Genomic DNA, 22,554 nt, shown 5'->3' with positions numbered 1-22,554 from the left:
GCCCGCGCGCACGATCGGCGTGAACCGATGATAGGGATGCCGAAATCCCGCATCAATTAACGCCTGCGGTAGATGATTAGCCGGAGATTAAATGTTTCCCCGGCTGGCCCTGCCGCGCGCAAACCCCGGAAATTCGCGCATTGTTGCGGCCGGGGTTCTGCGGCAGAATCGACGGCCGCCCTTCCCGTCGCCCGCATCATGCGCAACCGCATCAACGAAGAGATCACGTTCCGCAAGCTCGAGGTGCTGCTCGCCTTCATGGAAGCCGGCAGCCTCGCGAAGGCGGCCGAGGCGCTGGGCGTCAGCACGGTCAGCGTGCATCGTGCGCTGCATACGCTCGAGGAAGGGATGCACTGCGCGCTGTTCCGCCACGAGGGGCGCAACCTGATCCCGACCGACGCCGCGCTGGTGCTCGCCGAAGTTGCGGGCGAAGTGCTCAAGACGATGACCGACGGGATCCGCTCGACGCGCGAGGCGGCCGGATACGGTGCCGGCCAGTTGAAGATCGGCTCGCTCTATTCGCTGACAATCCGCACGGTGCCCGAGGTCGTGATCGCGCTGAAGGAGCGCCGCCCCGAACTGCAGGCCGAGCTCGTGCTCGGCTCGAACGCCGACCTGCTCGACAAGCTCAGGCAGGGCGCGATCGACGCGACGCTGATGGCGCTGCCCGAACCGGACGCCGAGATCGAATCGATCGCGCTGTTCGAGGACGAGATGTTCTTCGCCGCGCCGATCGATTCGCCGTATGCGCATCGCGATGCAATCGATCTCGGCGCGTGCCGCGACGAGCCGTTCGTGTCGCTCGGCGAAGGCTTCGCGACGCACCACGGCTTCACGGAGGCATTCCGCGCGGCCGGCGTCACACCGAATATCGTGATGCGGGTGGGCGACATCTTCTCGCTGATCAACCTGGTGTCGGGCGGCGTCGGCTGCTCGCTGCTGCCCGGCCGCGTGCGCGACCTGTTCGCGCACAAGATCGCGCTCGTGCCGCTCGCCGGCCCCACGATCCGCCAGACGATCGGCCTGAGCTTCCTGCACCGGCGCGAGCGCGACCCGAACCTGCTCGCGCTCGCGACCGTGTGCCGGCTGACGGTCAAGGGGCCGAACGCGCGGTGACGCGCGGGTCGATCCGCAACCCTCGCCTTTCCCGACCTTCCTTCCATTTCGCGCATCCGCATCGTCGCGATGCAAACAACGCGCGCTAGTCCGTTCGGACGGCACGAAGCGCGCGCTTTGTTGCGATCATGACCGTCATTCAGCGCACGGCACGCACACACGCGCCGCGCCACGGAGACGACATGAACGACCCAGTCCTCGGCCCCATCGACCAGATCGGCTACGTGGTCGCCGACCTCGACCGCAGCATCGCGCGCTGGCGCGCACGCCACGAGATCGGCCCGTGGACCGTGTTCCGCAACGTACGCCTCGACGGCCGCCATCTCGGCGAACCGGTGACGGTCACGATGGACGTCGGGCTCGCGTATCGCGGCGGTCTGCAGATCGAACTGATCCACGTGACGAACGACACGCCGTCGCCGTACCGCGATGCGAACGGGCAACCGCTCGTCGGCCTGCATCACGTCGCGTGGGTCGTCGACGATCTCGCTACCGCGGTGGCGCGGCTCACGGCGCGCGGCCTGCGCGTCGTGTTCGAAGCGCGCAACCCGGCCACGCGTGTTGCGTATCTCGACGACGCCGACGATCCCTGCGTGCGCGTCGAAGTGATCGAAGGCGCCGGCATGCGCGACATGATCGCGTTCGGCATCGCCGAAGCCCGCGCATGGGACGGCACCGATCCGGTCCGCATCATCGACGCGGCGGCCACCTCCGCGTGAGCGGGTCCGCGCGCGTCCCTTCTCACTCACAGGAGCAAGCAGCATGAAACGACTCGAAGGCAAGGTGGCGCTGATCACGGGCGGCGCCCGCGGCCAGGGCGAAGCGGAGGCACGCCGGTTCGTCGCCGAAGGCGCGCGCGTGGTGATCGCCGACGTGCTGGACGAAGCCGGCCAGCGCGTCGCGGCCGAACTCGGCGACGCAGCACGATTCCAGCATCTCGACGTGACGAGCGAAGGCGACTGGCAGGCCGCCGTCGATGCAACGCTCGCGCATTTCGGCCGGCTGGACATCCTCGTGAACAACGCGGCGATCCTGAAGCTCGTGCCGATCGAAGCGTGTTCGCTCGACGACTATCGCAAGGTGATCGACGTGAATCAGGTCGGCTGCTGGCTCGGCATGAAATCGGTGCTTGCCGCGCTGAAGGACGCGGGCGGCGGCTCGATCGTCAACGTGTCGTCGACGGCCGGGATGGAAGGCGTCGCGGGCGGCAGCGCGTACGTATCGAGCAAGTTCGCCGTGCGCGGAATGACGAAGGCCGCCGCACTCGAATTCGGCCGTCACGGCATTCGCGTGAACTCGGTGCATCCGGGCGGCATCGATACGGTGATGGCGCGCCCGCCCGAATTCTCGGATTTCGATCCTGCTTCCATCTATAGCGGCCTGCCGATCGCGCGCATCGGCAAGCCCGACGAAGTGGCCAGTCTCGTGCTGTTCCTCGCGTCCGACGAATCCACGTATTGCACGGGATCGGAATTCATCGTCGACGGCGGGATGCTCGCGGGCAGCACGTTTCACTGATCCGGCTCGACACGCCGGCAGGCCGTCGCGCTGCCGGAAACGGAAACGACAACGCCGCCGGTGGCCAGGCCCGCTCGGCGGCGTTGTCGTTCCGGGGCCAGTTGCCACGCGTCGTTCAGTATCCCTTCGGCTGGATCGACGGTGCGCCGACGCCGCGCGCCGCCTGCTTGCCGCCGCGTACGAAACGGCGCCCGTGCGGACCGTACACGCCGTCCGGTTCCGGATACAGCGTCAGCAGCACGAAATACAGTATCCCGCCCACTGCCAGCGACACCGGCACGCTCAGGTCGAGCCCGCCCGCGAGATAACCGAGCGGTCCGACGAACTGGCCCGGCAGGTTCACGAACGACAGCCCGACGAACGCGGCCGGCAGCCATGCACCCATCGCACGCACGTTCCAGCCGTGCGTGAACCAGTAGTGGCCGCCGCGCAGCCCGCGGTTGAACACCTGCAGATCGTCGCCGAGATAGTAGCCGCGGCGCGTCACGTAGCCGATCACCATGATCGCCATCCACGGGCAACTGAACGTATCGATCAGCGTCGAGAACGTCGCGACGCTTTCGACGAGGTTGAACCAGAAGCGGCCCACGAAGATGAACGCAATCGCGATCGTGCCGATCAGCAGCGTCGCACGCACGCGGTTCAGGAAACGCGGGAACATGCTCGATACGTCGAGACCGGTGCCGTACAGCGCGGTCGTGCCGGTCGACATCCCGCCGATGATCGCGATCAGGCACATCGGCAGCAGGAACCAGCGCGGCGAGACCGCGAGCAGCCCGCCGACGTAGTCGTTCGACGCGATGAACGCGGGCGCCTTCGACGCGATGATCGTGGCAGTCGCGAGGCCGAAGAAGAACGGCACGAAGGTCGCGATCTGCGCGGCGAACACCGCGCCCATCACACGATGCTTCCGCGTGTGCTGCGGGATGTAGCGCGCCCAGTCGCCGAGCGTCGACGCAAACGACACCGGGTTGCTCAGCGCGACCAGCACGGCGCCGACGAACGCGGCCCAGAAGCCCGCGCTGCCGAGTTGCAGCGTGCCGGCGTAATTCAGGTCGAACAGGCCGGCGAACGCGAACAGCCCGGCGACGAACAGGATGCTCGCGGCCCACACGGCGATCTTGTTGACCCACAGCATGAGGCGAAAACCGTAGATGCAGACGATCAGCACGAGCACCGCGAACACCAGGTAGGCCGTGCCGAGCGTGAAGCCGTTGACGGGCACGCCGATCATGTTGTGCGCGCCGCCGACGAGCGCGTCGCCCGAGCTCCACACCGCGAGCGAGAAGAATGCGATCGACGTGAGCAGCGCGAGGAACGAGCCGACGATTCGGCCGTGGATGCCGAAATGCGCGCCGGACGACACGGGGTCGCTCGTGCCGTTGCGCGGGCCGAACAGGCTCATCGGCGCGAGGATGCAGGTGCCGGCGAGCACGCCGAGCACGATCGCGGCGACGCCCGCCTTGAACGACAGCCCGACCAGCACGGGAAAACTGCCGAGCACCGACGTGGAAAACGTATTGCAACCGCCGAACAGCAACCTGAACAGATCGATCGGCCGCGCATAGCGCGATGCATCGGGAATGCGCTCGAAACCGAACGACTCGACCTGCGTAATCCTGCCTTCACCCATTTGTCTCCCACTCCTCTGGTGCGTCTGCACGGCCCGAGGCTGCGGCCATGCGACACATCGTCATCGATTCGCGGCCACTCTAAACCGGATCGAGGGGCGCAAATATCACGCATTCGAGACGTTTACGACGAAGGAGAACAATGTTTCCGGGCGGGTAGCCGGCCGGTTGCCGCGCCGCCCGTGCGGCGCGGGCGATGCAATGTCAGTGCACCTGCTCGGCCACCGGCGCGCGGCATGCGGCCAGGCCCCGCTGAACCGCCGGCCGGGCCTCGATATCGGCGAGCCAACGCTCGACGTGCGGGTATGCGGCGAGATCGAGATCGAGTTCGGACGCCGTGCGCAGCCACGGAAACGCGGCGATGTCGGCAATCGAATACCGCGACGACGCGAGATACGCCGATGCCGACAAGCGGCCGTTCACGACCCCATAGAGGCGCCGCGCCTCGTTCCGGTAGCGGTCGATCGCCTCCGCATTGACCGTCTTCGATGCACGCAGGAACCACCAGAGCTGGCCGAGCATCGGCCCGATGCCACCGATCTGGAAATGCAGCCATTGCTGGACCGCCGTGTGCTCGGCCAGCGTCTCGGGTTGCAGACAACCCGTCTTCGCGGCGAGATAGCCGAGAATCGCGCCGGATTCGAACACGGCCAGCCCGGTGTCGTGGTCGACGATGGCCGGAATCTTGCCGTTCGGGTTGATCGCGAGGAACGCCGGGCTGCGCTGCTCGCCGGCGGACAGGTTCACGTGCACGCGGTCGTGCGCGAGCCCGGCCTCTTCCAGGTAGATCGCGATCTTGTGTCCGTTCGGTGTGTCGGCCGTATAGAACGTAAGGGAGTGCGTCGAGGTCATGTCGGGTCCTTGTCATTCGGTTAGCGTTGCAACTGCAATCGTTGCAATTGCAATCCTATGCCGGGACCGGCGGCTTCGGCAACATGCCAATACTCGAAGGAGGGATATGCAGATTGCGCGATCCGGGCGGGCCGGACCGCGCAGGCGATGGCGCGCGTCCGACGCGCGTGCCGGACGCTTTTACCTGGCGCCGGCCGCCGCTTCGCGCGCCGCGGCGGTCACCCGATCGAGCGCAGCGGTCAACGCCGCCTGATCCTTGCCGGAGAACTGGCCGAGAAAGCGTTCCGCGACCGTCGACTGGTACACCTTCCACATCTTCTTGCGCAGTGCCCGCCCCTTGTCGGTGATGCTCGCATAAGCGGCGCGGCCGTCGTCGGCCGAACGGGCGCGCGTGACGAGCCCCTCCTGCTCGAGCCGGTCGACGAGCCGCGTGAGGTTGTAGCGCTCGATCGCAAGCACGTCGGCCAGTTCGTGCATCCGGCGCGTGCCGTCGGGCCCGCTTTCGAGCCCCCACAACGCGTCGTACCACGCATACGCGGGCAGGCCGGCATCCGCGAGGCGCCGCTCGATCTCGCGAATCATCGTCCGGTGCGCGCGGACGAACGAGAACCACAGATCGGGTTCGGGTGCGCTCATGTCAGGTCGTTCCTTTCATTTAATTGCAGTTGCAATCAAATTTTACCTCGATACGATTTCCCTTCACGTCATTGCCATTGCCGTGGCATGCACACCCATCGGCGGGCCGATCCGCGCGGTCGTCGACGACCGCGCGATGTCGCGCCGCCCCGCCCGCACTACTGCCCCGACTGCGCGAGCGCGCGTTGCCCCGTTCCCGACGGCCAGCCGCCCGCGAGCGCCTTGTACAGCGCGACCGTCGACGCCGCGCTGCGCATCCGGGCGTCGGCTGCCGCATCCTGCGCCTGCAGCAGCGTCCGTTGCGCATCGAGCACTTCGTAGTAGTCGATCGCGCCGGCCGAGAAGCGCGTCTGCGCGAGCTGCGCGGCCCGCGCGCTGTCGTCCGCCGCACGCACGAGGTGCGTTGTCTCGTCACGCGTGCGCGCGACGCGCAGCAGCGCGTTCTCGGTCTCCTCCAGCGCGCCGAGCACGGTCTGCCGGTACTGCGCGAGCTGGCCGGCCGCTTCCGCGTCGCTCGCGGCGATCCGTGCGCGCACCCGGCCGACGTCGAGGAACGACCAGTCGATGCCGAGCGCGATCAGGTTCGTGTCGCTGCCCGCGCGAAAGAACCCGTAGCTGCTCGTCGCGCTGCCGAGCAGCCCCGACAGCGTGAAGCGCGGAAACAGGTCGGCCGTCGCGACGCCGATGCGCGCGGTCGCCGCGTGCAGCCGTGCTTCGGCGGCCGCGACATCCGGGCGCCGGCGCAGCAGGTCGCCCGGTGTGCCGGGATCGATGTCGGCGGCCAGCGCCGGCAGCGGCACGGGCGTGCCGGCCGAAGCGGCGGCTTTCGGCATGTCGAACCGGCCGATCAGCGCATCCGGCGTCTGCCCGGTCAGCACCGCGAGGCGGTGCTCGTCGACACCGATCGCGGCTTCGTTCACCGCAATCCGCGACGTCGTCGATTCGTACTGCGCCCGCGCGCGCGCCGCATCGAGCTCGGAGCCGCGCCCCGCGCCGACCCGCGCATTGATCAGCGCGAGCGTCTGCTTCTGGTTGTCGGCGTTCTCGCGCGCGATCCGCAACCGCTCCTGCGAGCCGCGCAGGTCGACGTACGTGCTCGCGACCTCGCCGGCGATCGCGACCCGCACCGCGCGCACGTCGGCCGCGCTGGCAGCCGTTTCCGCGCGCTGCGACTCGATCGAGCGGCGCACGCGGCCGAACAGGTCGAGCTCCCACGCGGCATTGATCCCGATGCTGGACGTCGGCGTATCGCGCTGGCTGCGCGGCGCACCGAACGCCTGGTCCTTGCTCATCAGCTGATGACCGATCTGGCCGCTCGCGGTAATCGTCGGATAACGATCGAAGGTCGCCTGCGACAGCAGCGCATTCGACGCGTCGTAGCGCGACACGGCAACCTGCAGGTCCTGGTTCGCCGCGAGCGCCGCATCGATCAGCTGCGTCAGCGCCGGATCGCCGAAGCCGCGCCAGAACGCGGCATCGGCATCGGCCGACGCGTCGGGCGGCAGATCGGACGGCGACGCATCACGCTGCGTGGCCGGATGCGCGTCACGTGCGAACCGCGCGGCCGTGGCCGTGTCGGGCCGCTTGAAATCGGGGCCGACCGCGCACGCGGCGAGCGTCACCGACATCGCGAGCGCGGAAAGACGGAAAGCGGCGCTCATCGGTTTTCTCCTTCAAGGGTGCCGTGCTGTTCGCTCCAGACGGCCGGCGTACCGCCCGCGAGCTTGCGGATCGCCACATAGAACACGGGTGTCAGGAACAGCCCGAACAGCGTGACACCCAGCATCCCCGCGAACACGGTGATACCGGTGGCCGCGCGCACTTCGCTGCCCGCGCCGCTGCCGATCAGCAGCGGCACCGAGCCCGCGATGAACGCGACCGACGTCATCACGATCGGACGCAGCCGCAGCTTGCACGCGTCGAGCGCGGCCTCGATCACGCCCTTGCCCTGGATTTCTAGTTCGCGCGCGAACTCGACGATCAGGATCGCGTTCTTGCACGCGAGCCCCATCAGCACGACGAGACCGACCTGCACGAACACGTTGTTGTCGCCGCCCGACAACCACACGCCGAACAGCGCCGCACACATGCACACGGGCACGATCAGGATCACCGCGAGCGGCAGCGTCCAGCTCTCGTACAACGATGCGAGCACGAGGAACACGAGCATCACCGCGAGCGGGAACACGACGATCGCCGCGTTGCTCTGCGTGACCTGCTGGTAGCTGAGATCGGTCCATTCGAGCGTGATGCCGGGCGGCAGCACCTCCTTCGCGATCTGCTGGAGCTTTGCGATCGCCTGCGACGACGACATCACCTTCGGATCGGCGTCGCCGATCAGGTCGGCGGCCGGATAACCGTTGTAGCGGACGACCGGGTCGGGTCCATACGCGGGCCCCACCGTCACCATCGAGCCGATCGGCACCATCTCGCCCTTCGCGTTGCGCGTGCGCAGGTTCGCGATGTCGGCGGCCGTCTGCCGGTGACCGGCATCGGCCTGCGCCATCACGCGGTACACGCGGCCGAACACGTTGAAGTCGTTCACGTACATCGAGCCGAGGTAGACCTGCAGCGTGTTGAACAGGTCGGTCAGCGCGACGCCCTGCGCCTTCGCCTTCAGCCGGTCGACCTTCACCTCGAGCTGCGGGATGTTCGCCTGGTACGAACTGACGGGGTAACTCATCCCCGGCGTCTTCGCGACCGCCGCCTGGAACGCGGTGAGCGCGTTCTGCAATTCGCCGTAGCCGAGCCCGCCGCGATCCTCCAGGTACAGCGAGTAACCCGAACCGTTGCCGAGGCCCTGGATCGGCGGCGGCATCAGCGCATAGGTGATGCCGCCGCCAATGGCCGCGAAACGCGCGTTCAGGTCCGCGTTGATCTGTGCGGCGCTGCGGTGGCGCTGGTCGAACGGCTTCAGGATCACGTACGAGTTCGTGATGTTCGGCGTGTTCACGCCCTGCAGCGCATTCAGCCCCGCAAACGCCGGCACCATCTCGACCCCGTCGGTGCCGAGTGCGATCTTCGTCATCTGCTCGGTCACCGCGCTGGTGCGCGCGAGCGACGCGCCTTCCGGCAGCTTCGCGCCCGCGAACAGGTACAGCTTGTCCTGCACGGGGATGAAGCCGCCCGGCACCGCGTTGAACAGCAGCGCGGTGGCCGCGAGCAGCGCCGCATAGACCGCGAACACCGCGCCGCGCCGCTTCAGCGTGCGCGCGACGACGCCGTGATAACGACCGGAGCTGCGCTCGAAGAAGCGGTTGAATGGATGAAACAGCCAGCCGAACGCACGGTCGAGCGCACGCGTGAGCGCATCCTTCGGCGCGCCGTGCGGACGCAGCAGCTTCGCGGCGAGCGCGGGCGACAGCGTCAGCGAGTTGATCGCGGAGATCACCGTCGAGATCGCGATCGTCACCGCGAACTGCCGGTAGAACTGGCCGGTGACGCCCGACATGAATGCCATCGGCACGAACACCGCGCACAGCACGAGCGCGATCGCGACGATCGGCCCCGACACCTCGCGCATCGCCTGATGCGCGGCATCGCGCGGGCTCAGCCCCTGTGCGATGTTGCGCTCGACGTTCTCGACGACGACGATCGCATCGTCGACGACGATCCCGATCGCGAGCACGAGCCCGAACAGCGTCAGCGTGTTGATCGAATAACCGAGCAGATGGAGAAACGCGAACGTGCCGACCACCGATACGGGCACCGCGACGAGCGGAATGATCGATGCGCGCCAGGTCTGCAGGAACAGGATCACGACGAGCACAACCAGCACGACGGCCTCGATCAGCGTGTGCTGCACCGCGCGGATCGATTCGCGCACGAACACCGTCGGGTCCCACACGGGGCGGTACGCGACGCCGGGCGGGAAGCGCTTCGACAGCTCGTCGAGCTTCGCATACACGGCCTTCGCGACGTCGAGCGCGTTCGCGCCCGGCGACAGGAAGATGCCGACCACGGCCGAATGCTTGTCGTTGAAATACGAGCGCAGCGTGTAGTCGCCCGCGCCGAGCTCGATGCGCGCGACGTCGGACAACTTCACGACCTGGCCATCGTCGCCGTTGCGCAGCACGATGTCGCTGAACTCCTGCACCGTGCGCAGCCGGCCGCGCACGTTGATCGACACGAGGAAGTCGTTGGCCTTCGGCGACGGCTCCGCGCCGAGCTGGCCGGCCGACACCTGCACGTTCTGCTCGCGCACCGCGGCAATCACATCGCTCGCGGTCAGCCCGCGCGACGCGAGCCGGTTCGGATCGAGCCACAGCCGCATCGCATAATCGCCGGAGCCGTACACGCCGACGTCGCCGATGCCGGTGAGCCGCGACAGCTCGTCCTTCACGTGCAGCGTCAGGTAGTTGCGCAGGTACAGCGAATCGCGGCTGTTGTCCGGCGAATAGAGGCTCACGTACATCAGCGGCGTCGGTGACTGCTTCTGCGTGGTCACGCCGTACTGGCGCACCTCGTCGGGCAGGCGCGACAACGCCTGGCTCACGCGGTTCTGCACGCGCACGGCGGCCGTGTCGGGATCGACGCCCTGCAGGAACGTGACGACGACCTGCAGGCTGCCGTCCGACCCGGCAACCGACTTCATGTACATGATGCCTTCGACGCCGTTGATCGCCTCTTCCAGCGGTTCGGCGACCGATTCGGCGATTTCCTTCGGGTTCGCGCCCGGATACGTCGCACGCACGACGACGCTCGGCGGCACGACTTCCGGATATTCGCCGGCCGGCAGCATCGGTATCGAGATCAGGCCGATCGCGAAGATGACGATCGACAGCACGATCGCGAAGATCGGCCGGTCGATGAAGAATCGGGAGAAATCCATCACATGTCTCCCGTTATTGCGCGGCAGGCGCGCCGGCATCGGCCACGGCCTGCGTGCCGCCGGTGCCACCATTGCCGTTGCCATTGCCGGTACCGGCGTCGGCGTCGGCGCGTGCGGGCAATGCCTTCGGCTTCACCTGCGCGCCCGGATAGTAGATCCGCTGCACGCCGTCGACGACCACGCGGTCGCCCGCCTGCAGCCCCTTCTCGACGATCCGCTCGCCCTCGAACTCGCGGCCGGTCGTCACGTCGCGGCGCAGCGCCTTGTCGCCGGGGCCGATCACGTACACGTACTTGCGGTCCTGGTCGGTGAGCACGGCCTTGTCGTCGACGAGCAGCGCATCCTGGTCGCGGCCGCTGACGAGCTGCACGCGCGCATACAGGCCCGGCGTGAACGTGTGATCCGCGTTCGTCAACCGCACCCGCGCGCGGATCGTGCCGGTTTGCGGGTCGAGCCGGTTGTCGAGGAAATCGACGGTGCCCGCATGCGGAAAGCCCGTCTCGTTCGCGAGGCCCACGCGCACCGGATCGGCGCCGATCGCGCGATGCTTCGGATCGGCGCGGCGCGCGTTGTAGCGCAGGTAGCTCTGCTCGTCGCAGTCGAAATACACGTAGACGGGATCCTGCGACACGACCGTCGTCAGCAGCGTGTCGTCCGCGCGGGCGAGGTTGCCGACGGTCGCGACCGCGCGGCCGACGCGGCCCGCGATCGGCGCGCGCACTTCGGTGAAACCGAGATTGAGCTTCGCGTCGGCAACGGCCGCGTCGGCCGCTTGAAGGTCCGCGCGTGCCTGCTCGGCCGTGGCGCGCGCGTTGTCGAGTTCTTCCTGCGACGTTGCATGCGCATCGATCAGCGTCTGCACGCGCTTGAGCTGCACGTTCGCGAGGCTCGCGGCCGCGCGGGCCCGCTGCTGCTGCGCGTTCGCACGGTCGAGCGCGATGCGGTACGGGCGCGGGTCGATCTCGAACAGCAACGTGCCCTGCGCGACGAGGTCGCCCTCCTTGTAGGCGACACGCTGCAGATAGCCGCTTACGCGCGGCCGCAAATCGACCGCGTCGACCGCTTCGACGCGTCCGTTGAATTCGTCGGCGAGGCGGACCGTGCGCGGCGCGACGGTTGCGACGCCGACTTCGGGAACAGAATAGGCTGACGCTGCGCCTTTGCCGTCGTGACAGCCCGACAACGCCAGCAGCAGTGCGCAAGCGGCGCCCAAAGGCGACGTCCTGCGTAGGGATAAGGAAACCATGATGCCTCGCGACGGGTTAAACTGCCGCGTAGCATAAAAGTTGAAGTTAACTTCAAGTCAAGCTTTTCCCGGAGAACGTCATGGGTACCCCGGAAGAACCGAAATGGCCGCTGATGTCGATCCGCGAAGTGGCCGCACGCAGCGGCGTGCCGGCGTCGACGCTGCGGTTCTACGAGACGCGCGGGCTCATCAAGTCGCACCGGAACGGCTCGAGTCACCGCCACTATTCGCGCGCGGTGCTGCGGCTGATCGCATTCATCGTGTTCGCGCAGAAGATCGGCTATTCGCTCGACGAGATCGCCGAGCAACTGGTCAGCCTTCCTGAAGACACCGCCCCGAGCAACAAGGACTGGCAGCGGCTGTCGCGCGGCTGGAAGCAGCGCGTCGCGAGCCGGATCGAGGAACTGCAGCGGCTCTACATCAACCTCGACGAGTGCATCGGCTGCGGCTGCCTGTCGCTGAAGCGCTGCAAGCTGACCAACCCGGAGGATCGCGCGGGCCGCAACGGGCCCGGCGCGCGGCGCTGGCTCGGCGACAAGCCGCCCACGGACGTCGAATGATGCGCGGGCCGCGCGCCGCGCTCAGTCGCCGACGAGGTTGAGCGCGGCGTCGAGCACGGCCTGCCGGAACGCGTCCCGCTGCGTCGGCAGCGACGTGTACTCCAGCATCATGTGGCTGTACGACACCGTCGTGCCGATCGCGCTCGCGAGCATGAAGAACAGCACGTTCGGATCGACCGCGCGGATCGCGCCGGCCTGCACGGCGTCCGACAGCAGCGGGAACATCACCTCGTGATACGGCCGCACGATCCGCTCCTGCAGCCGGTCGAGCCGCCCGCCCACTTCGGTCGCCGCCGTCGAGAAGAACATCCCCATGTCGGGCTCGTCGAACTCGTGATCGACGCATAGCTCGAGCGCACGCCGCACGCGGTCGCGATGCGGCAATGACGACGTGTGCAACGCACGCAGCGCGTCGAACATCGGCGTGGCCAGGTCGACGATCTGCTCGACGACCGCCAGCCACAACGTTTCCTTCGTACCGAAATGATGGGCGATCAGCGCCGCGTCGATCCCCAGCTCGCGCGCGACTTCGCGCACGCTCGTCGCGTCGTAGCCACGCTTCGCGAACGTGCGGCGCGCGGCCCGCAATATCACGTCCGGACCGACGGACGCATCCGCCAGCGGCCGCCCGCGCGTACGCCGCTTCGACGGCGCGCGCTCAGTGACTTCAGCCACGTTTTCCCGCTCCCCTTGAATGGTTCGAATGCCCGTGTTCGGGCCCCGGTTTCACGTCGCCGGAACCGGGCTGCCTGCCCCACTCCGTTGACACGCGGAGCCGGGAAGCGCTAGGATCATACATTATTCATCACGTGATGATTTATCCATGACAACCCCTAAACGCATCGTCATCGTCGGCGGCGGGATCGCCGGACTGCAGCTCGCGACCCGCCTGGGCGAGCGTCTCGGCCGGTCCGGGCAGGCTCAGGTCACCGTCGTCGACCGCAGCCCGACCCATATCTGGAAGCCGATGCTGCACACGATCGCGGCCGGCACGCGCGACGTGCAGCAGCAACAGGTGATCTTCCTCGCCCATGCGCGCGACCACGGCTACACATACCAGCCCGGCGAACTGACGGGGCTCGATCGCGCGCGACGCCGCGTGCAGCTCGGCGAGATCCGCTCGCAGAGCGGCGACGTGGTGATCGAGGCGCGCGAACTCGACTACGACGTGCTGATCGTCGCGCTCGGCAGCCAGGCCAACGATTTCGGCGTGCCGGGTGTGCGCGAGCACTGCTACTTCATCGACAGCCAGCAGCAGGCCGAAACCTTCAACGAAGCGCTGCGGATGCGCGTGTTCCGCAGCATCGCGCGCGACGAGCCGTTTCGCGTCGCGATCGTCGGCGCGGGCGCGACGGGCGTGGAACTCGCGGCGGAACTGAGCCGCTTGCTGGAAGTGGCGCAGGCGTACGGCGACGCGACGGTGCGCGAGCGACTTCAGCTCACGCTGCTCGAAAGCGGCCCGCGCATCCTCGCCGCGTTTCCGCCGCGAATTTCCGCGTCGGCGCAGCGGCGGCTCGAACAGATCGGCTTTCGCGTGCTGACGTCGACGCGTGTCACGGCGGCGGATGCGAACGGCTTCCACTATGGCGACGGTTCGTTCGCGGAAGCGGACCTGATGGTCTGGGCGGCCGGCGTGAAGGCGCCCGATTTCATGCAGGCGCTGGACGGGCTCGACACCAACCGCGCGAACCAGATCGTCGTCGGGCCCACGCTGCAGGCGACGGCCGACGAGCACGTGTTCGCGATCGGCGATTGCGCGAGCCTGTTGCCCGACGGCCACGAACGGCCGCTGCCGCCGACCGCACAGGTCGCGACGCAGCAGGCCGAGCATCTCGCGAAGCACCTGCCCGCGTGGCTCGACGGCACACCGATTCCGCCGTTCGCCTTTCACGATTTCGGCGCGCTCGTGTCGATCAGCGACTACGACGCGTTCGGCACGCTCGGGCAGTTCGGGTTCTTTCGCGGCGGCTTCATCCAGGGGCGCTTCGCGCAGTTCAGCCACCTGATGCTCTACCGGCGGCACCAGCAGGCGCTGCACGGCTTCTCCAAAGCGACCCTGCTGTGGCTCGCCGAACGGATCAACGGCTGCGTGCAGCCGCGCATCCGCCTGTCGTGATGCCGCGCGTCGCGGCACCGCGTAACGTTTCGAGGAACACCGACATGAATAACCGTATAGCGCCCTGGCTCATGACCGTTGCCGCGATCGGCAGCTTCGACATGCCGTCCGTCTCGTGGGGCGAGCCCCGGCGGCGCAGCGTGACGCGCGACCGGCTGCCGTCATGGGATGCGACGAGCCGGCCGACCATCAGCGTGCTCGAACGGCCCACGGCCGACACCGTGATGATTTCGTGGCGCGACGCCTGCACCGGGCACTACGGCTACCAGAAGTGGCGGCTGTTCACGACGCGCAAGCGCGGTGTCTGCGCGCTGTCGGGGCAGCCGATCGCGATCGGCGACAGCGTCTATGCGCCGCAATTGCTCGGTTCGACGCCGGGCAACGCCGCCGCGATGGTGCTGGCGGCGTGCATCGACGAAGCATTGACGGTCTAGCGTCAGACCGGGTTCGCGCGGCCCGCGCCTTGGGCCGGATCGCTACCCTGCCGCTCGAGTTCGGCGTCGAGATGCGCGGCATGCGCCTGCGCTTCGGCTTCCGACATCAACTCGCCTTCCCACTTCGCGACCACCGCGCTTGCGATCGAGTTGCCCACCGCGTTCGTGGCCGAACGGCCCATGTCGAGGAACGTATCGACACCGAGGATCAGCAGCAGCCCGGCTTCCGGGATGTTGAACTGGTGCAGCGTCGCCGCGATGACGACGAGCGATGCGCGCGGCACGCCGGCCATCCCCTTCGACGTGAGCATCAGGATCAGCAGCATCGTGATCTGCGTACCGAGCGACAGGTGGATGTTGTAGGCCTGCGCGATGAACAGCGACGCGAACGTGCAGTACATCATCGAGCCGTCGAGGTTGAACGAATAGCCCATCGGCATCACGAAACTCGAGATCTTGCGACGCACGCCGAAACGATCGAGCGCATCGAGGATCTTCGGATACGCGGCTTCCGAGCTTGCGGTCGCGAACGACAGCATGAACGCTTCCTTGATCAGCACGAGCAGCTTGAACACGCGGCGGCCGAGGAACAGCAGCCCGGCAGCGACGAGCGTGCCCCACAGCAGCACGAGGCTCACGTAGAAGTCGCCCATGAACACCGCGAACTTCAGCAGGATCGACAGCCCGTTGATCGCCACCGTCGACGCCATCGCGGCCATCACCGCGAGCGGCGCGAGCTTCATCACGTAGCCGGTGATCTTGAGCATCACGTGCGCCAGCTGGTCGATCGCCGCGACGAGAATCTTGCCGCGCTCGCCGAGCGCCGACAGCGCGACACCGAAGAACATCGAGAACACGACGATCTGCAGGATCTCGTTGTTCGTCATCGCCTCGGCGAACGACTTCGGCACCATGTGGCCGACGAAGTCCTTCAGCGTGAACTTGGACGTCGCGAGATGCGCGGACGCGCCGATGTCCGGCAACGGCAGGCCGAGGTTCTCGCCGGGGCGCAGCAGGTTCGCCATCAGCAGCCCGAGCAGCAGCGAGATCAGCGACGCGGTGACGAACCAGCCGAGCGCCTTCACGAACACGCGCCCCACGGACGACGCATCGCCCATGTGCGCAATGCCGACGACGAGCGTCGAGAACACCAGCGGGCCGATCACCATCTTGATCAGCCGCAGGAACACATCGGACACGAGCGAGATGTAGCCGGCGATTTCCGCGGCGGACTGCTTGTCCGGAAGTTGCGTGTAGATCAGGTAGCCGATGAAGATGCCGGCCGCCATCGCGAGCAGGATCCAGCCTGCAGCGGACATTCGTTTGTTCATAACGGGATTCGACGCACGGTGAAGGTGTTGAAGGACGAAAGGCGCGCGGCCCGGGGTCCTGTCGGGCCTGCGAATGTCCGCGAACGGACGCGCTGCCGCCGCACCGTCGTTCGCGCAAGGGCGAACGCGGGCGGCAGCGGTTCAGCGTGAAGCGATCGGATCAGTAGCCGATCGCCGACCCGGCCGGGCGGCGCGGATCGTTGTAGCCGTAGATGAAGCCGGCGCGCACGTTGCCGGATACGGACGAATCGTTCCCGGAACTCTGGCGGCTCGCCGCTTCGGTGCCCGGCAGGCCGACCATGATCAGCTCGGCGGCGCCCCACGGCGTTTGCTCGACCATCTTGTAGCCCATGTTGCGCAGGATCGCGAGCGTGTCGGGCGACAGGCCGTAGGTTTCGTAATAGACCTCGTCAGGCAGCCACTGGTGATGAATGCGCGGCGCGGCGACCGCATCCTGCGGCGTCATCCCGTAGTCGATCACGTTCAGCACGGTCTGCAGCGTGATCGTGATGATCCGCGAGCCGCCCGGCGAACCGACCACCATGAACACCTTGCCGTCCTTCGTCACGATGGTCGGCGCCATCGACGACAGCGGACGCTTGCCCGGCGCGATCGAATTGCGCGTGCCCTGCACGAGGCCGAACAGGTTCTGCGCGCCGACCTTCGTCGTGAAGTCGTCCATCTCGTCGTTCAGGAAGAAACCCGTGCCCGGCGCGATGACCACGGCGCCGAAGCGGCCGTTGACCGTATAGGTCGTCGACACGGCATTGCCGTCGTGGTCGAGGATCGAGTAATGCGTCGTCTCCGGCTTCTCGTGAATACCGACGCCGGGCTGCACGTCGACCGACGGCGTCGCCGTATCGGCGTGGATGCTCTTGCGGATCTGCGCCGCGTAGTCCTTGCTCGTCAGCTTCGCGATCGGGTTGTCGATGAAGTTCGGATCGCCCAGCAGCGTATTGCGGTCCTCGTACGCGTGGCGCATCGCTTCGGTCATATAGTGGATCGACGCCGCGGAGTGATAACCGAGCTTGCGCAGGTCATACCCTTCGAGGATGTTCAGCGTCTCGCACATCGTCACGCCACCCGAGCTCGGCGGCGGCGCCGACACGAACTCGTAGCCGCGATACGTGCACTTCAGCGGGGCCATGTCTTCGGCACGATAGGACGCGAAATCGGCCGCCGTGATCAGGCCGCCCGCCTGCTTCGACGCCGCCTCGACGCGCTTCGGGATCTCGCCGTGATAGAACGCGTCGGGCCCCTGCTGCGCGATGCGCTCGAGCGTGCGGGCCAGGTCCTTCTGCACCAGACGGTCGCCCGGCTGCAGCGGCGTGCCGTCCGGCCGCAGGAAGATGCGCGCCGCGTCCGGGTCCTTCCTGAAACGTTCGATCGTCGTGTCGAGGATGTCCGTATCGCCGCGCGTCAGCACGAAGCCGTCGCGTGCGAGCCGGATCGCCGGCGCCATCACCTGCTGGCGCGTCAGCTTGCCGTACTTGCGCTGCGCGAGATCGAGCCCGGCGACCGTGCCCGGCACGCCGACGGCGCGATAACCGTACAGGCTTTCGCCCGCGCGGACGTTGCCCGACGCGTCGAGATACATGTTCGCCGTCGCCGCGGCCGGCGCGGTTTCGCGGAAATTGATGAAGCGGTCGCGGCCGTCGGCCAGGTGCACCGTCATGAAGCCGCCGCCGCCGATATTGCCGCAGCACGGGTTGGTCACGGCCTGTGCATAACCGACCGCCACTGCCGCATCCACCGCGTTGCCGCCTTCCTTCAGGATGTCGACGCCGATCTGCGACGCGAAGTGCTGCGACGACACGACCATGCCGTTCTTCGCTTCGACCGCGGGGTCCGAAGCGGCGAACGCGCACACGCTCATGGCCGACAACAGGGTGAGTACGACGAGCCGCCTCATGACGGAATCCTCCAGACAAATGGCCGGGCCAGGCCGGGATGCGCCGCCACGCCATCGCGTGCCGACGCTGCCAATCCGTCATGTAATAAACAATACATTCCGGCGAGGCCGCGATCATAGCACTCGCTTTTTTATGCCAAAACCTAGGGTTATCACTGAATTTGAAGCGAATACCCGCGGAAAGAGTTTTCGAGAAATGTTCGTTTCATTACATTACTGGCCGGACCCTCTGCAGAGTGATACGTCCCTCTAATTCCGGACCGTGCGCGGCCCGCCGCACGTCAATCGGCTAACATGCATGGAGTCCCGGCAGACACCCGTCTGCCGTTTGTCATTCAGATAAGAGAGCTGGAGTGCCCGATGGGGACGAGCATCAGGGCGTTGCTGTTATCCCAGATGGATAGCTTCACGCCGTCGGAACAGAAGGTCGCGCATGCGTTGCTGGATCGCTATCCGAGTCTCGGCCTCGGGCCGATCGCGAGCGTCGCCAAGCAGGCTGAAGTCAGCGATCCGACCGTGTTCCGCTTTGTCGTCCGGATCGGCTTTCCGAATTACTCGTCGTTCCAGCAGGCGCTGCATGACGAGATCGACACCGCGATGAATTCGCCGCTCGCGCGGATGGATGCGTTCCACTCCGAATCGGGCATGCGCGACAACCATGCGGCGATTTTCCAGCGGCTGTCCGAGTCGCTCGCGACCACGATCGACGGGCTCGACGCGGCCGCGTTCGACGCCGCCGTGGCGCAGCTGGCCGATCCGGACGTCCGCATCTTCTGCGGCGGCGGACGTTATACGGCGCCGCTCGCGTCGCTGTTTTCGTTCACGCTCGCCTACGCACGCCCGCATGTGCAGTACGTCGAACCCAACGTGAATCTCGCGTCGGTTGCCCTGGCCGACATGGGGCGCGGCGACGTGCTCGTCATCTTCGACTTTCGCCGTTACCAGAAGGACAGCATCCGCTTCGCGCAGGCCGCACACCGGCTCGGCACGCGGATCCTGCTGATCACCGACGAATGGATGTCGCCGATCGGCGAGTTCGCGGAGATCGTGCTGCGGATCCAGGGGCGCCCTTTCGCGATGCTGCAGACCAACGTGCCGGCGCTGGCGCTCGCCGAAGCGCTGGTGATCGGCGTGACGAACCGGCTGCCGGAACTCGCACGGCAGCGGATGGAAAAGATCGAGCATCTCAGCACCGGCGGCATCGGGCAGGACACCAACCGGCGCGATTTGCCCGAATGACGATCGCTCGCCATTCGGGCGCGGGCATCAGCTCTCGACGTCCTCGAGGCTGAACACTTCGGTCTTGTCGTTGTACGAGAAGACTTCGCCGTAACGGCCCCAGTCGATCACCGCGTCGAGCGTTTCCTCGGCCGCTTCGTCGGACAGGAAATCCTCCAGCTCCTGCTCGAAGCGCACGCGTGGCGCGCGATGGCCGGGACGCTCGTTCAGCACCTTCCTGATCCGTGCGGCGAGCGGCACGTGCTTCAGCAGGTGATCCGCGAACATCAGCTTGCGCTCCTGCGTGCCGAACTCCGCGAACACGCGCGCGGGCGGCGTGAGGAACACGTCGCCTTCCCGCACGTCCGCGAAACCGAGGTGCTGCAGCACTTCGGCGATCGGGAACAGTTCGTCGACTTCGAGATGCAGCGTGCGCGCGATTTCCGGCATGTCGGCACGGCCGTGGTACGGCGCCATCGCAAGCGTTTCGATCAGGCCGGCCATCAGGTTGGTCGACACGCGCGGCAGCCAACTGCCGGGTTCGAGCCCCTTCTTCGTCGCTTCATTGGTCTGGCGCGCGGTCATCTTCGCGTAGATGTCGTCGACCAGCTTGCGGAAATCGGTGTCGAGCCGGTTGCGCGGATGCTTGAACGGCACCTTGATCTCGGCGATCACGCGGCCCGGGTTCGACGACAGCACGAGGATCCGGTCGCACATGAACACGGCTTCCTCGATGTTGTGCGTGACGATCAGCACCGACTTGATCGGCATCCGGCCCTGCGTCCACAGGTCGAGCAGGTCGGTACGCAGCGTCTCGGCCGTCAGCACGTCGAGCGCCGAGAACGGTTCGTCCATCAGCAGGATCGTCGGATCGACGACCAGCGCGCGCGCAAAGCCCACGCGCTGGCGCATGCCGCCCGACAGCTCGCGCGGATACGCGTTTTCGAAACCGTCGAGACCGATCAGGTCGATGGCCGCGAGCGCACGTTCGCGCCGCTCGCGCGCGCCGACGCCGAGCGCCTCGAGGCCGGCTTCCACGTTCTGCAGCACGGTGAGCCACGGGAACAGCGCGAAGGTCTGGAACACCATCGCGACGCCTTCGGCCGGGCCGCTCAGCGGCTTGCCGAGGTAAGTCACTTCACCGCCGGTCGGCTCGATCAGGCCGGCGATGATCCGCAGCAGCGTGGACTTGCCCGAGCCGGAGCGGCCGAGCAGCCCGACGATCTCGCCTTCGCGCAGCGACAGGTTCGCGTCGTCGAGCACGAGCAGTTCGCCCTGCGACTTGTTGAAGCCGCGGTTGACGTGCTCCACGCGCAGGATTTCGTCGCCGAGGCGCGGCGGCTGGGGCGTCTGGACAGGGGCGTTGATAACGGTCGAATTTTGCATCGCGAGTACTCTCAATCGAGACGGAGCCGGGCTTCCGCATAGGCGTACATCGGACGCCACAGCAGACGGTTGAACAGGGTGACGAACAGGGACATCACGGCGATGCCCAGGATGATCTTCGGGAAATCGCCGGCGGCGGTCGTCTGCGCGATGTACGCGCCGAGGCCGTGCGCGACGACCTTCGTGTCGCCCCACTGCACGAACTCGGACACGATGCTCGCGTTCCATGCGCCGCCCGATGCGGTGATCGCGCCGGTCACGTAGTACGGGAAGATGCCGGGCAGGATCGCCTGCCGCCACCATTGCCGGCCGCGAATCCGGAAGTTCTTCGTGACTTCCTTGTAGTCGTTCGGATAGGACATCGCGCCCGCGATCACGTTGAACAGGATGTACCACTGCGTGCCGAGCACGATCAGCGGCGACAGCCAGATATCGGCGTTCAGGTGGAAGCGCACGATCACGATCACGAACACCGGGAACAGCAGGTTGGCCGGGAACGCGGCGAGGAACTGCGCGATCGGCTGGACCTTTTCGGCGAGTGCCGGGCGCAGCCCGATCCACACGCCGATCGGCACCCAGATGACCGACGCGATCAGGATCAGGAACATCACGCGCAGCAGCGTGATGAGCCCGAGCACGAGCACGTGGCCGACCTCGGCCATCGTCACGCCGGTCGACACGAAGGTGACGACGCGCCACACGACGTACACCGTCAGCAGGATCACGAGCGCGCCCCAGATGATGTCGCCGATCCGCGACGAACGGCGGCTCAGTACGACGCGCGCGCCAACGCCCTTGAACGACGGCACGCGCAGCGGCACGCGGGCCGCCTGCGACAGCAACCAGCCGGCCGGCACCAGCAACTGGTGGATCAGGTGCGTGCGGCGCATCATGTCGAGCAGCCAGGACTGCGGCGCATCGCCGGACGCGGTGTTTTCCATCCGGAACTTGTCGGCCCACGCGACGAGCGGACGGAACAGGAACTGGTCGTACGCGAGGATCACGACCGTCATCGCGACGATCACCCAGCCGACCGCGCCGAGGTTCTTGTCGGAGATGGCCTGCGCGAGATACGCACCGATCCCCGGCAGCGTGATCGTCTGGTTGCCGACGGTGATCGCCTCCGACGCGACGACGAAGAACCAGCCGCCCGACATCGACATCATCATGTTCCAGATCAGGCCCGGCATCGAGAACGGCACCTCGAGCTTCCAGAAGCGCTGCCAGGACGTCAGGTGGAAGCCGCGCGACACTTCGTGCAGATCGCGCGGCACCGTGCGCAGCGACTGGTAGAAGCTGAACGTCATGTTCCACGCCTGGCTCGTGAAGATCGCGAAGATCGCGGCCAGTTCGGCGCCGAGCACGCGGCCCGGAAACAGCGCGAGGAAGAACGTGACGGTGAACGAGATGTAGCCGAGCACCGGCACCGACTGCAGGATGTCGAGGATCGGGATCAGCACCATGCCCGCGCGGCGGCTCTTGGCCGCGAGCGTGCCGTAGACGAGCGTGAACACGAGCGACGCGACCATCGCGGCGAGCATCCGCAACGTGGTGCGCAACGCGTATTCGGGCAGGTTCGACGGATCGAGCGTGATCTTCTGCGTCTGCAGCACGCCGATCGGCGCCATCGTCTGATGGAAGCCGACGATCGCCATTGCCAGCAGGCAGATGATCAGCGGAAACGCGATGGCATCCCAGCGATTGGGGAGCACGCGCCACGCGGACGCGTTCGCGGTCCGGTTCGGATTGAAGAAACTGATATCCATC

General features: G+C 66.9%; 18 protein-coding genes. 7 read left to right on the top strand and 11 right to left on the bottom strand.

Annotated elements, in window-relative coordinates; genetic code table 11:
• Window positions 1–198 precede the first annotated feature (198 nt).
• The 3 genes from H3H55_RS21985 (at window position 199) to H3H55_RS21975 (ending at window position 2,634) form a co-directional block, all read left to right on the top strand.
• Entirely contained in the window at window positions 199–1,116 is a 918-nt protein-coding gene (locus tag H3H55_RS21985) for a LysR family transcriptional regulator (RefSeq protein WP_193100194.1), read from the top strand.
• A 128-nt stretch (window positions 1,117–1,244) separates the two neighbouring features.
• The gene (locus H3H55_RS21980; RefSeq protein ID WP_319022317.1) at window positions 1,245–1,835 is read left to right on the top strand and encodes a VOC family protein; all 591 of its coding nucleotides are present in this window, start codon (window positions 1,245–1,247) and stop codon (window positions 1,833–1,835) included.
• 43 nt (window positions 1,836–1,878) lie between these two features.
• Window positions 1,879–2,634 (top strand): glucose 1-dehydrogenase, encoded by a 756-nt coding sequence (locus H3H55_RS21975; RefSeq protein ID WP_193100192.1) that lies wholly within the window; start codon window positions 1,879–1,881, stop codon window positions 2,632–2,634.
• 115 nt (window positions 2,635–2,749) lie between these two features.
• On the opposite strand, the gene H3H55_RS21970 is transcribed toward H3H55_RS21975, so the two are convergent.
• From H3H55_RS21970 to H3H55_RS21945, 6 genes are all read right to left on the bottom strand, one after another.
• Window positions 2,750–4,267 (bottom strand): purine-cytosine permease family protein, encoded by a 1,518-nt coding sequence (locus tag H3H55_RS21970; protein ID WP_193100191.1) that lies wholly within the window; start codon window positions 4,265–4,267, stop codon window positions 2,750–2,752.
• Window positions 4,268–4,469: 202 nt separating this feature from the next.
• Window positions 4,470–5,117 carry a glutathione S-transferase family protein gene (locus H3H55_RS21965; RefSeq protein WP_193100190.1) on the bottom strand — a complete coding sequence of 216 codons (648 nt, stop codon included), beginning with the start codon at window positions 5,115–5,117 and terminating at the stop codon, window positions 4,470–4,472.
• A gap of 180 nt (window positions 5,118–5,297) precedes the next feature.
• On the bottom strand, window positions 5,298–5,753 hold the full coding sequence (locus H3H55_RS21960; RefSeq protein ID WP_193100189.1) for a MarR family winged helix-turn-helix transcriptional regulator: 456 nt from the start codon (window positions 5,751–5,753) through the stop codon (window positions 5,298–5,300).
• Between the two features lie 158 nt (window positions 5,754–5,911).
• The gene (locus H3H55_RS21955) at window positions 5,912–7,414 is read right to left on the bottom strand and encodes an efflux transporter outer membrane subunit (protein ID WP_193100188.1); all 1,503 of its coding nucleotides are present in this window, start codon (window positions 7,412–7,414) and stop codon (window positions 5,912–5,914) included.
• Complete coding sequence (locus tag H3H55_RS21950) at window positions 7,411–10,584, bottom strand: efflux RND transporter permease subunit (RefSeq protein WP_129515289.1); 3,174 nt, start codon at window positions 10,582–10,584, stop codon at window positions 7,411–7,413. The genes H3H55_RS21955 and H3H55_RS21950 overlap by 4 nt, the downstream gene beginning before the upstream one ends.
• A 13-nt stretch (window positions 10,585–10,597) precedes the next feature.
• Entirely contained in the window at window positions 10,598–11,830 is a 1,233-nt protein-coding gene (locus tag H3H55_RS21945; protein WP_193100187.1) for an efflux RND transporter periplasmic adaptor subunit, read from the bottom strand.
• An 80-nt stretch (window positions 11,831–11,910) separates the two neighbouring features.
• On the opposite strand from H3H55_RS21945, the gene soxR reads away from it, so the two are divergent.
• Window positions 11,911–12,390, top strand: a complete 480-nt coding sequence (soxR, locus tag H3H55_RS21940) for a redox-sensitive transcriptional activator SoxR (RefSeq protein WP_034180419.1) — start codon at window positions 11,911–11,913, stop codon at window positions 12,388–12,390.
• A gap of 21 nt (window positions 12,391–12,411) precedes the next feature.
• On the opposite strand, the gene H3H55_RS21935 is transcribed toward soxR, so the two are convergent.
• The gene (locus H3H55_RS21935) at window positions 12,412–13,065 is read right to left on the bottom strand and encodes a TetR/AcrR family transcriptional regulator (RefSeq protein WP_193100186.1); all 654 of its coding nucleotides are present in this window, start codon (window positions 13,063–13,065) and stop codon (window positions 12,412–12,414) included.
• 148 nt (window positions 13,066–13,213) lie between these two features.
• Between H3H55_RS21935 and H3H55_RS21930 the strand changes: the two genes are divergently transcribed.
• Window positions 13,214–14,506, top strand: coding sequence for an NAD(P)/FAD-dependent oxidoreductase (locus tag H3H55_RS21930; RefSeq protein WP_193100185.1), 1,293 nt, complete (start codon window positions 13,214–13,216; stop codon window positions 14,504–14,506).
• A 44-nt stretch (window positions 14,507–14,550) separates the two neighbouring features.
• Window positions 14,551–14,940, top strand: coding sequence for a DUF3331 domain-containing protein (locus tag H3H55_RS21925; RefSeq protein ID WP_129515293.1), 390 nt, complete (start codon window positions 14,551–14,553; stop codon window positions 14,938–14,940).
• Window positions 14,941–14,942: 2 nt separating this feature from the next.
• Here the strand turns inward: H3H55_RS21925 and H3H55_RS21920 are convergent, their stop codons facing one another.
• Window positions 14,943–16,271, bottom strand: coding sequence for a dicarboxylate/amino acid:cation symporter (locus H3H55_RS21920; RefSeq protein WP_193100184.1), 1,329 nt, complete (start codon window positions 16,269–16,271; stop codon window positions 14,943–14,945).
• Between the two features lie 160 nt (window positions 16,272–16,431).
• A complete protein-coding gene (gene ggt, locus H3H55_RS21915) occupies window positions 16,432–18,183 on the bottom strand; it encodes a gamma-glutamyltransferase (protein WP_193100183.1) in 1,752 nt (583 codons plus the stop codon).
• Window positions 18,184–18,543: 360 nt separating this feature from the next.
• Here ggt and H3H55_RS21910 point away from each other — a divergent pair, with 360 nt between their 5' ends.
• Entirely contained in the window at window positions 18,544–19,422 is an 879-nt protein-coding gene (locus H3H55_RS21910) for a MurR/RpiR family transcriptional regulator (RefSeq protein WP_129515296.1), read from the top strand.
• Between the two features lie 27 nt (window positions 19,423–19,449).
• On the opposite strand, the gene H3H55_RS21905 is transcribed toward H3H55_RS21910, so the two are convergent.
• Together H3H55_RS21905 and H3H55_RS21900 are read right to left on the bottom strand one after the other, a co-directional pair.
• Complete coding sequence (locus H3H55_RS21905; protein WP_129515297.1) at window positions 19,450–20,787, bottom strand: AAA-associated domain-containing protein; 1,338 nt, start codon at window positions 20,785–20,787, stop codon at window positions 19,450–19,452.
• Window positions 20,788–20,798: 11 nt separating this feature from the next.
• On the bottom strand, window positions 20,799–22,553 hold the full coding sequence (locus H3H55_RS21900; RefSeq protein ID WP_193100182.1) for an ABC transporter permease: 1,755 nt from the start codon (window positions 22,551–22,553) through the stop codon (window positions 20,799–20,801).
• Window position 22,554: the final 1 nt, after the last annotated feature.

The organism is Burkholderia sp. Z1 (genome assembly GCF_014893795.1).
In the GTDB taxonomy this organism is placed as follows: domain Bacteria; phylum Pseudomonadota; class Gammaproteobacteria; order Burkholderiales; family Burkholderiaceae; genus Burkholderia; species Burkholderia theae.
Note: the sequence above shows the minus strand (reverse complement) of the source record. Positions and strands in the feature narration are given on the sequence as shown.

Excerpts from the sequence above, each read along its gene's own strand:
- H3H55_RS21900 (WP_193100182.1), bottom strand. The coding sequence starts at position 22,553 with ATGGATATCAGTTTCTTCAATCCGAACCGGACCGCGAACGCGTCCGCG.
- H3H55_RS21910 (WP_129515296.1), top strand. The coding sequence starts at position 18,544 with ATGGGGACGAGCATCAGGGCGTTGCTGTTATCCCAGATGGATAGCTTC.
- H3H55_RS21970 (WP_193100191.1), bottom strand. The coding sequence starts at position 4,267 with ATGGGTGAAGGCAGGATTACGCAGGTCGAGTCGTTCGGTTTCGAGCGC.
- ggt (WP_193100183.1), bottom strand. The coding sequence starts at position 18,183 with ATGAGGCGGCTCGTCGTACTCACCCTGTTGTCGGCCATGAGCGTGTGC.
- H3H55_RS21985 (WP_193100194.1), top strand. The coding sequence starts at position 199 with ATGCGCAACCGCATCAACGAAGAGATCACGTTCCGCAAGCTCGAGGTG.
- H3H55_RS21930 (WP_193100185.1), top strand. The coding sequence starts at position 13,214 with ATGACAACCCCTAAACGCATCGTCATCGTCGGCGGCGGGATCGCCGGA.
- H3H55_RS21945 (WP_193100187.1), bottom strand. The coding sequence starts at position 11,830 with ATGGTTTCCTTATCCCTACGCAGGACGTCGCCTTTGGGCGCCGCTTGC.
- H3H55_RS21955 (WP_193100188.1), bottom strand. The coding sequence starts at position 7,414 with ATGAGCGCCGCTTTCCGTCTTTCCGCGCTCGCGATGTCGGTGACGCTC.
- soxR (WP_034180419.1), top strand. The coding sequence starts at position 11,911 with ATGGGTACCCCGGAAGAACCGAAATGGCCGCTGATGTCGATCCGCGAA.
- H3H55_RS21975 (WP_193100192.1), top strand. The coding sequence starts at position 1,879 with ATGAAACGACTCGAAGGCAAGGTGGCGCTGATCACGGGCGGCGCCCGC.
- H3H55_RS21920 (WP_193100184.1), bottom strand. The coding sequence starts at position 16,271 with ATGAACAAACGAATGTCCGCTGCAGGCTGGATCCTGCTCGCGATGGCG.
- H3H55_RS21905 (WP_129515297.1), bottom strand. The coding sequence starts at position 20,787 with ATGCAAAATTCGACCGTTATCAACGCCCCTGTCCAGACGCCCCAGCCG.
- H3H55_RS21925 (WP_129515293.1), top strand. The coding sequence starts at position 14,551 with ATGAATAACCGTATAGCGCCCTGGCTCATGACCGTTGCCGCGATCGGC.
- H3H55_RS21960 (WP_193100189.1), bottom strand. The coding sequence starts at position 5,753 with ATGAGCGCACCCGAACCCGATCTGTGGTTCTCGTTCGTCCGCGCGCAC.
- H3H55_RS21980 (WP_319022317.1), top strand. The coding sequence starts at position 1,245 with ATGACCGTCATTCAGCGCACGGCACGCACACACGCGCCGCGCCACGGA.
- H3H55_RS21950 (WP_129515289.1), bottom strand. The coding sequence starts at position 10,584 with ATGGATTTCTCCCGATTCTTCATCGACCGGCCGATCTTCGCGATCGTG.
- H3H55_RS21965 (WP_193100190.1), bottom strand. The coding sequence starts at position 5,117 with ATGACCTCGACGCACTCCCTTACGTTCTATACGGCCGACACACCGAAC.